General features: G+C 46.5%; 11 protein-coding genes and 1 riboswitch. Of the genes, 1 reads left to right on the top strand and 10 read right to left on the bottom strand.

The features are described 5' to 3' along the window. Positions 1–8 precede the first annotated feature (8 nt). The 6 genes from BUQ91_RS05635 to thiE form a co-directional block, all read right to left on the bottom strand. Complete coding sequence (locus tag BUQ91_RS05635; protein ID WP_074208465.1) at positions 9–2,147, bottom strand: polysaccharide biosynthesis tyrosine autokinase; 2,139 nt, start codon at positions 2,145–2,147, stop codon at positions 9–11. A 123-nt stretch (positions 2,148–2,270) separates the two neighbouring features. Next, positions 2,271–4,289, bottom strand: coding sequence for an OmpA family protein (locus tag BUQ91_RS05640; protein ID WP_074208466.1), 2,019 nt, complete (start codon positions 4,287–4,289; stop codon positions 2,271–2,273). 55 nt (positions 4,290–4,344) lie between these two features. Further along, on the bottom strand, positions 4,345–6,285 hold the full coding sequence (locus BUQ91_RS05645; RefSeq protein ID WP_072828529.1) for a polysaccharide biosynthesis protein: 1,941 nt from the start codon (positions 6,283–6,285) through the stop codon (positions 4,345–4,347). Between the two features lie 72 nt (positions 6,286–6,357). Then, on the bottom strand, positions 6,358–7,848 hold the full coding sequence (locus tag BUQ91_RS05650; RefSeq protein WP_074208467.1) for a hypothetical protein: 1,491 nt from the start codon (positions 7,846–7,848) through the stop codon (positions 6,358–6,360). A 23-nt stretch (positions 7,849–7,871) separates the two neighbouring features. Continuing rightward, positions 7,872–8,696 carry a type III pantothenate kinase gene (locus BUQ91_RS05655; protein WP_074208468.1) on the bottom strand — a complete coding sequence of 275 codons (825 nt, stop codon included), beginning with the start codon at positions 8,694–8,696 and terminating at the stop codon, positions 7,872–7,874. 106 nt (positions 8,697–8,802) lie between these two features. Continuing rightward, positions 8,803–9,441 (bottom strand): thiamine phosphate synthase, encoded by a 639-nt coding sequence (gene thiE, locus BUQ91_RS05660; RefSeq protein WP_074208469.1) that lies wholly within the window; start codon positions 9,439–9,441, stop codon positions 8,803–8,805. Positions 9,442–9,612: 171 nt separating this feature from the next. Here thiE and BUQ91_RS05665 point away from each other — a divergent pair, with 171 nt between their 5' ends. Beyond that, positions 9,613–10,401 (top strand): type II secretion system protein, encoded by a 789-nt coding sequence (locus tag BUQ91_RS05665; RefSeq protein ID WP_074208470.1) that lies wholly within the window; start codon positions 9,613–9,615, stop codon positions 10,399–10,401. A gap of 118 nt (positions 10,402–10,519) precedes the next feature. Here BUQ91_RS05665 and thiH read toward each other — a convergent pair whose 3' ends face one another. The 4 genes from thiH to thiS all read right to left on the bottom strand — a co-directional run bounded on the left by thiH (position 10,520) and on the right by thiS (position 13,421). Then, a complete protein-coding gene (thiH, locus tag BUQ91_RS05670; protein WP_074208471.1) occupies positions 10,520–11,782 on the bottom strand; it encodes a 2-iminoacetate synthase ThiH in 1,263 nt (420 codons plus the stop codon). 1 nt (position 11,783) lies between these two features. Beyond that, a complete protein-coding gene (locus tag BUQ91_RS05675) occupies positions 11,784–12,554 on the bottom strand; it encodes a thiazole synthase (protein WP_074208472.1) in 771 nt (256 codons plus the stop codon). Positions 12,555–12,570: 16 nt separating this feature from the next. Further along, the gene (thiF, locus tag BUQ91_RS05680) at positions 12,571–13,215 is read right to left on the bottom strand and encodes a thiamine biosynthesis protein ThiF (protein WP_074208473.1); all 645 of its coding nucleotides are present in this window, start codon (positions 13,213–13,215) and stop codon (positions 12,571–12,573) included. Then, positions 13,215–13,421, bottom strand: coding sequence for a sulfur carrier protein ThiS (thiS, locus tag BUQ91_RS05685; protein WP_074208936.1), 207 nt, complete (start codon positions 13,419–13,421; stop codon positions 13,215–13,217). The genes thiF and thiS overlap by 1 nt, the downstream gene beginning before the upstream one ends. Further along, positions 13,412–13,515: riboswitch (TPP riboswitch) on the bottom strand. Its footprint overlaps the gene before it by 10 nt. Between the last annotated feature and the right edge of the window lie 110 nt (positions 13,516–13,625).

Here is a 13,625-nt window from a genome sequence, read left to right on the forward strand (position 1 = left end):
GTTCTTTTTTACGACTTGTCCTTCTTGGATTTGCCATAATAGCCATATTGACCATAATAGCCATAGCCGTAACCAGATCTGTGTTCGCAGTGGTTCATAATGAAGGCCTTCGGCTTATCGCTATAGCGGTTCAAGTTCTGCAAAGCCTCTTGGATTGCTTCCATGGAATGGCGGCCATAATGCAACACGATAAGAGTGAGGTCGGCCAACGGGCAAATCATATACGTATCGGCAACAAGGCTGAACGGAGGCGTATCGATGATAATCTTGTCGTAATGCGGACGAAGTTCTTCAACAAGATTCTTGAAACGTCCACCACGCAAAATTTCGAATGCCACGGACTTGTACTTACCGGATTCCAAGAGTTCAAGACCATCAACACCGCAAGTTTTGAATACGGCTTCTTCAAAAGTCTTCTTACCCAAGAGCACATCCGTTAGACCAACGTTCGTGAAACGACAGGTTGCCTTACGCATGTCAGCATCGATGTAGAGCACCTTCTTTCCGACAAGTCCATAAGCAGCTGCAAGGTTTGTCGAAACAAAGCTCTTACCGACACCCGGAACAATACCGGTAATCATGATAATCTGATGATCACTATTTTCGGTATAGGAGAAGTCAATTGCAGTCAAGACAGAGCGGATAGATTCGCTAACAGTATCGTTCGGACATTCCTGGACAACGAACTTCCTATGAGACTTGCGAGATACTCCAGAATCGTGATGTTGCGGAATCTTAGCCAAAACGCTCGTATTGGTTTCGCGTTCAATTTCAGAGGAACTGCGAACACCATTCTGAATCATGCGCATCAAGAACACCAAGAGAACGCCAATCATGAACGAAGCAGCGACCGAGCAAATGATGATATTCACCTTCTTGGGCTTGCTCGGGCGCATGCTCATGCGAGCGAAGTCCACAATACGCACGTTGCCCACTTCACCAGCGCGGACCACACGCAGCTGTTGGATGTTATTCAGCATGTTGGTATAGACTTCGTTATTGACGGCAACGTCTTCCTTCAAGCGAAGAACTTCCTGCTGTGTCAACGGCATTCTTTCGGCGTTCTTCTTCAACTTCGAAAGTTCGGCCTTAAGTTTATTTTGCTGTTTAACAATCGTCTGAACATTGGGGTGTTCTTCCTTGAAAAGACGAGTTGCGGCTTGACGCTGCTGTTCCAATTGCAACAACTGCTTCTGCAAGTCTGCTTCTTTTTGCAAGTGAGCCTGAGTTTCACCCGTCACGTCCACAGAACCAATACGGAAGCGGTAGTCGGCCAAGACCTTTTCGGCGCTATCAAGCTTTGCCTTAACACCCGGCAACTGCTTTTCCAAGAATTCAAGAGTCTTGGCAGCTTCGGCACTCTTCATTTCGACATTCTGGCGCAAGTAGGTCTTTGCAATAGAATTCAAAATGGAAGCAGCCTTATCCGGATAGCGATGGCTATAGCTAGCTTCGATTATACCGGTCTGCTTGCCCTTTTCCTTGACGCTGAGTTTTTTCTTGAGAGATTCAATCGTCGTAAGATCGTCAGACTGAGAAAGAACGAACATCTGTCCCGGTTTAGCAAGCATTTTCGAAACGTGAATGTTCAACGTATCGCCTGCATACGGAGCCCTGTACATATCGCCAACTCGACCCTTCAGAATGACTCGTTCTTCCGGATCAAGGACTTCGTAAGAATCCGTGCCGATAACTTGAGCCTTCCATTTTTCACCGCGAGCAATTTCCGGAATATAGAGGGAATCCAAGTCCATTCGACCTTCTTTATGCGTAAAGCGGTCGACAACACCAACTGGAGTTGCTTTAAAGCACATGCGCTCTGCATCAACCACATAGCTCAACACCATACGGCTCTTGATGAGTTCAATTTCAGCATCTGCAGGGCTTGCAGCATCGAGAAGTGCACCCATCTCACCCATGGCTTTACCAGCCTTGCTACCCTTAACATCGATCTGGAGCAAGACGTCGCTAGTATATTGCGGACGAAGCCAATAGGCAATGCAAACACCAATGACGGCACCGAACAGGACGAAAAAGAACAGAGTAAATTTCTTACCCCAAAGGATTTGAATCGCTTCAAGCAGCGTAATCGTGTCGGCATTCTGCGACGATTGACCTACAACCTTTTTATCTTCGTTCTCAGGCATTATTTTTCCTTCATTTGACAAAGCAACCAAAATGTCGCGACAAATTTAGCATTTATTTTAGTTTTGTTAAGTCAAATGGTTTTTATTGTTACAAAATTATCCTATCCCCCAAGAACTCGTAACCTATTTTGCAAATGGAAGAAGTTCCACGCGACGATTTTGAGCACGCCCATCGGCATCGTCATTGTCGGCAATCGGTTTTTCGGAGCCATAACCGACAGCGCGCAAACGGTCGCGGTCAATACCCTTCTTGACAAGGTAGTCCACCACCACCTTCGCACGTGTTTGAGAGAGCTTCAAGTTCTTTGCATTGGAGCCCCTGTTATCGGTGTGTCCCTGAACTTCAAGATTCGCTTCGGGAATTCTGTTCATAAGAGCAACGATATCATTGAGCGTGCTATAGCTACTCTTGGTAAGTTTCTTGGACCCCGTCTTGAACTGGATACCCTTCTTGAGCTGGTCAAGGTCTTCTTTTTTATTGAGCGGGCATCCCTTTTCGTCAACACGAACACCCGGGAGTGTATTGGGGCACTTGTCAAAGAAATCGGCAACGCCATCCTTGTCAAAATCAGGCAAGCAACCAAGAGAGTCAACAGCATGGCCAGACGGAGTACCCGGGCACTTGTCCTTGTAATCCGGAATACCGTCGCGATCCGTATCGAATACACAACCCGTGGAGTCGACTTCCATATTGGCAGCAGTATTCGGACATTTGTCGAGGTAGTCAGGAACGCCATCATTGTCAAAGTCCATCGGGCAACCATTTAAGTTAACAGGTACACCGGCCGGCGTATTCGGGCACTTGTCGTAATTATCGGCGACACCGTCCTTGTCAAAATCAAGCATGCAGCCAATAGAATCCACAGAAATACCCGCAACAGTATTCGGGCACTTGTCGACTACATCAGGAATGCCATCATTATCGGAATCGACTCGAGCAAGGGAATCGGCAATTGCTCTTTCGCGGGCTGCAAGCTTTTCTAGATCTTCGACCGGGCATCCTTCGGCATCAACCTTCGTTCCCGCCGGAGTACGGGCGCACTTGTCGTTGTCATCAGAAACACCATCACCATCAGAATCCTTAGGCGAACCCTTTGCATCAATAGCGATACTCAAGAGAGCGGCTCCAGAAATAAACGGAGTGCTTGCATAAGCATATCTGGCCTTCACATTATGTTCACCTAAATAGTAAATCATATGGTCATCGCCAGCATAAATATCAGCAAAATGATCAAAGCCCTCAACAAAGGCACGTATTGCGACTTCGAGGCCAATAGCAAATTCAACATTGTACGGGAGATGGAAGCGCAAACCCGGAGTCAGGAGCATCGGGTCAACCATCGGGTCAAATTTGTATTGACCTTTACTCTGCAAACGCATTTCGGCAGAAAATTCAACAAACGGGGTCAACCAAGAAAGCGCATTCCAGTTCACACCGGAACTATAAACAAGGGTATTGACTTCGCTATGATCAAGAGGATAAACATAGCTAGCAGCAAGGTTCCAAGTAATCGGAGCCCCAATCTTGGTAAAATCAAACGTCAAAGCAAGACCTGCACCCATGACCCAATCATTGGCAGTAAACGGATGCGTATATCCACGAGAATTCAAGTACCAAACATGGCGAGGACGTACACCGGCAGATTTTTCACCCGTCGGAGCATAGAGGTCAAGCATAATGGCAGAACTGAAAACACCTGCCGAAGCAAACGGGAGACCAATCTTTGTAAAGATGTCTAAATCGCCGCGACTAGTGGTCCACATGTTCGCATACCCGCTAGGTCCCATAGCACCGGTAGGTCCCTTGGAATTGGCATGTTCATAGTAAACCGGGAGAGAAAGACCGATATCTAAAAAGTCAAGAAGACCGACACTCACAAAGAAGTTTCCAGCCTGCGAGTAGTCAACGTCATTGAATGAATAACGCTTATAGGTGTTCTTACCTGTCTTCACTTCAAAGATTCCGCCACGGGACAATGCCCAGGAACCAAAAGCGATGTTTCCCCCAGTACCGATGTTAAACTTCCACTGGCCAAGAGTTTTCGCATTGATTTGGTGGAACCCCTCAGAACCGCCCATGATTCCAGCCTGCGAAAAGGCTAGTGTTGTAGCTAGCAATGCTAACGATACGACCTTTTTCATTTTTTCATCCCTCTTATTGACGTTTGAAAGTGTTAAGATTCTCCCATTCCTTAGATTACGCCCCCTTCAAAACAGTGCTATTGAACTGTTCAGGAGTCGTAAACGTAGGAACAATTTCATGCAATGCACGAATGGCTATTTCATCATTATTTTCAGAAGCAGCACACTTAAGTTTCCACAACTCGTTAATAAACTTTGATGTATCGATATCGATTTGCTTTCCGATGAAGATTAGCTTGTTCTTAGTCTTTTTCAGACCTTCTTCGTTCATCAAAAGCTCTTCCTTAATCTTTTCACCAGGGCGAAGTCCAGTAAACTTGATAGGCACATCTTTATACGGCACCTTACCGTACATACGAATCAAGTTTTCGGCAAGCGTTACAATTTTGACCGGCATACCCATATCAAGCACAAAGATTTCGCCACCATGGGCAATACTTGCGGCTTCGAGCACAAGACTCACCGCTTCAGGAATAGTCATGAAGTAGCGGATAATTTCCGGATGCGTCACAGTAACCGGCTTGCCCTGCTCAATTTGACGCTTGAATAGCGGAATTACACTGCCATTAGAGCCAAGAACGTTACCAAAGCGAGTCACGACAAATTCAGTATTGCTGTCTTTCTGCATAGACATGAAACGAACAATCATTTCGCAGCAACGCTTGGAAGCTCCCATGACATTTGTCGGATTCACGGCCTTATCCGTACTGATCATCACGAACTTCTTGACATTGTTGAACATGGCAAGGGTAGCCACGTTGAACGTTCCAACAACGTTATTCTTAATAGCTTCCATCGGATTGTTTTCCATCAGCGGCACATGCTTATGGGCTGCGGCATGGAATACGACATCCGGATGATACGTCTTGTAAATTTTGCTCAAGCGGAAGTAGTCACGAACGCTAGCAATCAGAGTCACGAGATTGAGCGACGTTCCATATTCCATCAGCAATTCTTGCTGGATATCATAAGCATTATTTTCGTAAATATCGACGATGATAATTTGTTTTGGCTTATACTTTGCAATTTGACGAACAAGTTCACTACCGATGCTACCACCACCGCCAGTCACCATACAAACCTTGTTTTCGATATAGGCAAGAATGTCCTTGTTATCGAACTTGATGGGTTCACGCCCTAGCAGGTCCTCGACCTTGATATCACGAATCTGAGTGACGAAATTAGTAGCCTCTCCTTCATTAGCAGGTTGCAAAAGAGAACCGACAAACGGAAGGACTTTAACCGGAAGTCCGGTCTTACCACACAAATCCATAATCACTTGACGATCTTTGGGCGGGCAACTCGGGATAGAAAACAGAATCTGCTCAATATTTTCTTGCTTTGCAATTTTCGGAATCTCGCTTGTACCGCCGGCGACAAGCACACCTTCAAACGGCTTGCCGATTTTATAGCGATCGTCATCGATGAGGCAAACCGGATTAATCTGGGATGCAGACGATGTCGCAAGCCCCTTCTCGGCTTCATCGGAACTATTCCTGATTTCATTGAGCAAGAGCTTCGTAGCGTTTCCCGCACCGATAATCATGGTCCGTTTCTTCAAAGCATCACGATGTCCAAATTCAACAAGAGAAATAAACGCATTGCGGAACATGTAACGGAAAAAACAAACGCCCAAGCTTGCAATAAGGGCCTGAACCAAAGCGAATTCCCAATACAGTTCGCCCCTGACTAAATAAAAGAAAAAGTGTGTAGCAACAAGACCAGAGAATATACCCTTGATGCAACTCAGGTAATCATACCGGTTGAGGTAGCGCCAAAGCTTATTATAGGCACCATAGAACAACAGGGCGCTAAAGCAAAGAATAACACTTAAAAAGAAAATCGCAAATTGATCGGCGCGGTCAATCGCTTTCGCATACAAAGGTAAAGGAAAATTTGCAAAAAGTCCAGCAACAACAACGATAAAAGCATCCGCAAGAGCCAAAACGCGCTTGCGGACTCTAAAATTCGAGAATAATCCCATTATTTTGGACATACCCAACTCTCTTTAATTATTTAAGCAAGTTTAAATGCTTCATATATCCCCGAAAAAAATAGCTACAAATAATTACCAATGGAATGTAGCTCTCGAGAAAACACCCCTATTTTCCCCAAAAAGAAGTTCCAGTTCAAAAGAAGCATATTGTCCACTATAGCTAAACGACGGTGCAATCGTGTATTGCAAAGGTGCATTATTAATGAACTTCTTTCTCTTCGTCTTGTAAGGGTCATCAATATTGCTACCATAATCAATTCCCTTCCAAAGCCACTTATTATGGAGACTAAAGAAAAACCTTGCCGAAGCATTCCAGAAAAGGCGGCTATAAAGAGTCCAGTCTATGGCAAGAGAATTTGGACCATTCGGGTTGCCCAGCGGAAGACCAAGGTGCGCAATCTGCGCCTGAGCCGTATCGTAATGGCAATAAGTAAATGGTTCCACACGTGCCATTTCGGCGATAGTCCCCAACTGCAAAGCCTTGCCTTTCACTTCCATATCGCGAGCAATCTGGAAACCAAACATGGCGGCCCAGCGGTTATTGCTATAACGGTTCTGGTAAACGGCATACGGAGACTCCATATCGTCGAGGAAGAATTCACCGTAGACACGAGCCATCTTGAACAATTGCACGTTGAAGTCGAATGCGAGTGCGCCATTATTCACATGTTCAGAGTAATTTCCCTTTTCAATAAAAAGCGGAGCTACCGGCACAAAGAGCCACGGTTTGTTCTCATTATAAAGGACCTGCAATTCAGAAATACCGAATGTTACGTTCTTGAAAGCAAGTTCATAGCGATGCGCGTAAAGATTGCGGTCATTCAAATTATCCATGCTATAACTCCATGAGTCCACACGAAGGTCGGCATAGATAGTGTAAATGCGCAACGGACCAAACGTCAAGTCCAACGAAAGCATGTTATACGGAAGCGCGAACTGGTTAAGCGAAAGGTTGTTGTAGTAACCAGGGCCCCAGTGCAAAACATCACGAGCTAATTGCAGGCGTGCCCAAGCGTAATTGAATGCAAAGTGAGCACGGTAGCGGGCAAAACTCACATAATCAATTCCGCCATCGCCATTGTCTTTCGATTGCACATCGAAAACTTCATAGTCATAGCTTTTAGGCTTTTTTGCAGAATGACCTTCGGCATAAATTCTAGCATCAAGGTCAAAATCAAGAGAGTCCGCAAAACCGCGGATGAAAAGTCCGCCATCAATCGACGGCCATATCGTATCGCCAACTACCGACGAAGACTTGTAATCAATTCCCAAAATCGGAGAAACCGCAATCGCAAACCGGTGCGAGGAGTTGCTATCGTTTTCAAAAAATGCCATCGCATTTTTATGATTCTTGTAAAAATCCTTTTGGAACGTTGTATCGCGGCGCGGATAAGTGAAGAAATGCCGCCCCTCGCCCACCGTCTGACGATGGTATTCAAAAAGCATCGGGGCGTAATCCAACCCTCGCAAGTTGCGGGTTCGCTCAGAACCGATAACCGGCGAAGAACCGATTTCGGCATAAACCATCGTTGCTAAAGCAAGACCAATTAAAAAAGCTTTCATTTCTCCCTCAAAGAACCTAGTTCCTATTCCTCGGCATCCTTGTCGATGACTTCAGCAGCAGAATCTCCGCGAAGCGCCACAAGGCGGACACCATCAAGAGTCAAGTAAGGATCGTAAGTATCGATAATCTTTGTATGCCCGACAATGGTTCTACCCCAACCACCAGTTGCAAAAACAGGAACATCTTTCTTCCCCATTTCCTGCTTAATTTTTGCAACGAGCGTTTCGAGTTCTGCCATAAATCCAAACAGTAGACCCGCTCGGATTGCATCATCCGTGTTATTTGCGATAAGATGCTTTGGCCATTCAATGCTAACCGGCAAAAGACGAGCCGCTTTTTCCGTAAGCACATCGAGGCTTGCACTGATACCCGGAATGATGATACCACCGGCAAATCCGCCATCCTTCATGACATCGAAGGTCGTGGCCGTTCCCATGTCGATGACAATAGCATCCGTCAATCCGCGTTCCTTGAGCGCAATGATATTGCAAAGACGGTCTGCACCAAGCGTGCTCGGGTTCGGGTACGCAATCGGGCAATTGAGGCAGTTTGAGGAACTCACCACTTGCACAGGGCGCTTGAGGAGGGTTTGCAAAGCCTTGACCCACGGACGTTCAAGCGAAGGGACCACAGTCGAAAGTCCCACATGCGTCACAGATTCGGGCTTGATTTTCGAAAAATGAATAAGACCACCCACGCGGTTCATCACTTCGTCCGAAGTGGTTTCCTTGCGAGTTGTAAGTCTCCAATGATCAACAACCTTGTCGCCCTTGAATATACCAAGTACCGTATGTGAGTTGCCCACATCGACAACGAACGACAAAGTATTCTTTAAATTCTTTTTCATCGCGGTAAAAGATAGTAATAATCAATTAGTTATTGGTTGATGGTTATTGGTCATTGGTTTTTATAATCGCAGCATAGCTGCCAAATTAAAAACTAATAACTAAAGACTAATGACTATTGACTAGTTTAAAAAAAGCCTGCTTCAATTCTCGTGTCGCTTTTTCCGGATCGGCGGCTTTCATAATTGCCGAAACAGCGCAAATGCCAGAAATGCCAGACCCCTTGAGGACATCAATATTATCCTTGTTCAGCCCGCCAATAGCATTAACCTTGATGGGAACAGCCTTCACAATAGCCTTGAGCGTATCTACACTCGTAAGAATCGTAACGACCTTGGTCGTTGTCGGATAAATCGCCCCCACGCCCAGGTAATCGGCTCCTTGCTCATACGCTTCAAGAGCCTGCGGAACAGTCTTCGTCGTGGCTCCAATTATTTTATCAGCACCCATCAACTGACGAGCCACAGCCACCGGCATATCCGTCTGACCGACATGCACACCTTCGGCCCCGATAGCCAAAGCAACATCAACACGGTCATCGATTATCAGCGGAATTCCATAACGCTTAGTCACCTCATGAGTCGCAGTCGCAAGTTCCATGTATTCGCGCGTCGAGCGGTTCTTTTCGCGCAATTGAATAAGCGTAGCCCCGCCTTTGCATGCAGCCTCTACAGTTGGCAAAAATTTTTCAGCAGGAACACTAGTACTATCTGTAATGAAATAAAGCGTTGTATCAAGATTTTTCATGTTTTTAAAGGTAGAAAAAATACTCCGCTTTGGAATAAAGCCATTTAAAGTATGGAAAATTGTGCTTTTTCTCACGAAATTTACATTTTTCTTGCAAAAACATGTCGCAAATCTTTAAACATTTTATATCTTTGAGAAAAAGGCTATTGCCATAAAATATGGAGCGATATTATGAGAACTATAAATTCAAAGAGGGGTATAACCCTCATGGAGCTTATGGTGGTTCTCGCTATTATGAGCATTCTCTCCACCGTAGCTATGCCAAAGATGTTTGGTGCCGGAGAAAAGGCTCGTGAGAAAATCGACCTTATGAAGCTCTATGACCTCAGAAACGCTATCAACTTAGCGCTTATTGAGGACATGGATGCAATGACATACTACGAACCATCAGAAGCTATAAACAATCCAACGAACAAGAATACTCTAATTAATAGACTAAATGAAGGTCTTTCATCCGATCAAGGAGCAGCCCTTTTCGTAATCGAATTGCATGATAGGTATTCCATAAACATTCAGGGACGTCATGATAAAGCTAATACAAAGTACAATGTTAGCGAATTAATTGGCCAAGATGGAACTTTCTATTGGGCATTGAAAGACGCAAACTTTGACGGTGTTGCCGACATTATCGCCGACCGATATAAAAAGGGCGGAGATGCCAACGTTAAAAATGGAGGCGATACATATACATCGATTCCATGGAAAAAAGGCTCCTCCACATACTACCGAACAGCACCCAAGAGAACAATATTCCAAAGTAAGGCACTTAATGCAGGCAAGAAGGAAAACGACAACGAACGTTTCACTGTGAGCATCCGTTGGTCTGATCCAGACAATCCAGGTTTTTCTGTTGAAGTTTACATTCTTCCAAACGAAGGCAGCTGGAATACAGCTTACAGGTCGAAATATGGAACATGCTTCTCTACATACGGCCGCAAAGGTTGCGCAAAGAGCAAGTAATTTAAAATGAATTAACGAAACGCCTCGGATTTTTCCGAGGCGTTTTCTTGTAACTACGGCAAATAGCCGTAGTTTTGTATGATAGCTGCGTACCGGTAGTAACTGCGCCGAAGGCTCATTACACGTAGAGATAGTCGTTCAGCACGGGTTGCATACCTTCGCTGCTCATGTCAGCGTACATTTTGTCGATGCTGCGGCCGTCATTGATTTCGAACTGTTCATCGCCGCCTTCCCCATCGTCGTGCCCGCTGTATTTGCTTTCGTGGTCACCGATACCGGTCGAGACGCCTGCGGAAATCTTCGTGGCGGCGATTTTCACGATGCCATTGCGGAATTCCTTGCTTTCGCGGCTCGAGACTGTAATGCCCACGAACGGGAGGAAGATGCGGTAGGCGCAAAGCACCTGGCAGAGTTCCTTTTCGTGAACGTCAAGCGGGCTGATTTTTTCGTTGTTCACAATCGGACGGAGACGCGGACAGCTGAGGCTCATTTCGGCATGCGGGTACTTCTTTTGCAAGTAGTAAACGTGCAGAGCGCTGGCGAGGGCATCACGGCGGAAATCCGAAAGTCCGAGAAGCGCCGAGAATCCGCAACCGCGCATGCCACCCATGAGAGCGCGTTCCTGAGAATCAAAGCGGTATGGGAACACGCGCTTGTGGCCAAGCAAATGAAGTTGTTCATAGCGCTTGCGGTCGTATGTTTCTTGGAATACCGTCACGTAATCGACGCCGCATTCGTGCAAGTACTTGTATTCATCGACATTCACCGGGTAAACTTCAACGCCTACGAGCTTGAAGTACTTGCGTGCAAGCTTGCAAGCTTCACCGATGTATTCGACACTGCTTTTGGCGCGGCTTTCGCCCGTGAGCAACAAGACTTCTTCCATGCCGCTGTCGGCGATGACCTTCATCTCGTGCTCGATCTGTTCCATGTTCAGCTGCATACGCTTGATGTGATTGTAGCAGTTGAAACCGCAATAGACGCAGTAGTTTTCGCAATAGTTCGCGATGTAGAGCGGCGTAAAGAGATAAACATTGTTGCCGAAATGGCGGCCCGTCTCAATCTTTGCCTTGGCTGCCATCTGTTCGAGGAACGGAGCTGCCGCAGGAGAAAGCAAAGCCTTGAAATCTTCGATGGAGCATGTGTCGTGCTGCAAGGCGAACTGCACATCGCGAGCGGTGTACTTGGAAGCGTCGTAACTTTCGAATGCATCAAGAACCTTGTCGCGGATGTCGGAGTGAATCACTTCCATTCCCGGCAGATATTCCATGATGTCCGTGCGGACAGACGGGTCTGTTTCGATTCTGTGCTTGCGTTCTAGAGCCGCCGGCGAGAGATTTCCAGAATCAAAAAAGTAATTGTTGTCTTTGCGTTCTGCCATCTTAATCCCTCAAGAATCCTGTAAGCGGGTCAGATGCAGATGCGCCACGAGAAAGCACACGGCCAAGCCCAGCAAGGTAAGCCTTGCGGCCGGCTTCAATGGCAAGTTTGAATGCGGTTGCCATTTGCGTAAGGTCGCCTGCGGTTGCAAGAGCGGTATTTGCCATAATGGCGGCGGCGCCCATTTCCATGGCGGCACAAGCTTCGGACGGTTTACCGATTCCCGCATCCACGATAATCGGGAGCTCGATTTCGTCAATCAAAATTTGGATAAAGTCTTTTGTGCAAAGTCCCTTGTTCGAACCGATTGGAGACGCAAGCGGCATCACGGCAGCAGCACCAGCATTCACGAGGTCACGAGCCACGTTCAAATCCGGGTACATGTAAGGCATCACCACAAAGCCTTCCTTCGCAAGCGTTTCGGTAGCCTTGATGGTTTCGGCATTGTCCGGGAGCAAGTACTTGGTATCGCGCATGATTTCGATTTTCACAAAGTCACCGCAACCAAGTTCACGGGAGAGTTTTGCGATGCGGACTGCTTCTTCGGCATTGCGGGCGCCCGATGTGTTCGGCAAAAGCGTGACGTTTTTCGGAATGTAGTCGAGGATGTTTTCGTGTTCCTTCGTGTTTGCACGGCGAACGGCAAGCGTTACAATTTGAGCGCCAGCATCCTTAACCGCAGCTTCAATGAGCTTGAGGGAATACTTTCCAGAACCGAGAATAAAACGAGAATCAAATTCATGACCGCCAATAACAAGTTTGTCAGAATTCATTTGCATGTCCTTTATGTTAAACTTCTAGACCGGCAATAATCCGGATAATCGTGAGCGCCTCATGCGCTGCGCAAATCTGCACGCGTGGAGCGAGGAGTGCAAGTCCTTGAGTCACGTCGCTCTTGCCATCGCCACAGAGGTAAAAATGTTTTGAAATCTTACGCGTCTTGATAGAATTCGCATCATCCGTGCCTGCCATTCCAGAGGCGGCAACGAGATACTTTTGCGGATACTTCTCAAGCACAGCGTTTACAAGCATCGACTTTGTTTCGGGATTGTCGAACGCTTCGCATACAACATCGGCATTTGCCACGAACTTGTCGATGTTGTCTTCCGTGATTTTTTCGTCGTACGCTTCAAACTCTGTGTACGGTGCTATTTCTTTCAAATTATCAACGAGCGCAAACGCTTTAGGCTCTCCAACCTGAGATGCCTTGTACTGCTGGCGTTGCAAGTTCGTCACGTCAACACGGTCAAAATCCACGAGAATGAGCTTCTTGATGCCCGCGCGAGCGAGATTGATGGCGACATTAGAGCCAAGTCCACCTACACCACAGATGGCAACTGTGGCCTGTTCCAATTTTTGAACAATTTCTTCGCCTTGCTTTTGTACGAGTGCGCGTCGGAACTCTTCCCTGCTCGGGATTCGAACGCTTTCCATCACCCGCCTCCAACAAAGTTCACAACTTCGACGACATCCCCCGCTTCGAGGACGACCTCGGCATACTTTGATTTGGGGACGATTTTCAAGTTGCGTTCAACAGCGATGCGCTTTGTATCGTAATTTGCGGACGCCAAATATTCGGCAATGGTCATGCCTGCCGCTGCGACGTTTTCACCGTTGATTTTGACTGGATTTGAGTTCAATGGAACCTCCCTACGTTGGCATTATCCAAATCAGGTTCGGTCGAAGTTTTCAACTTCCTCTCAGCCCGTTGTACGAGCTCCCGTAAACATGATAAAATTAACTATTGAAGGGGTATTTGGCAAGTAAGAATAAGGCATTCTGCCTTGACTGGATGCTTCTATTTTAATCAGAAAAAGTACTTCATGCGGGCGGAGCCCCAGCTC

It is taken from the genome of Fibrobacter sp. UWB11 (genome assembly GCF_900143015.1).
Lineage (GTDB): Bacteria > Fibrobacterota > Fibrobacteria > Fibrobacterales > Fibrobacteraceae > Fibrobacter.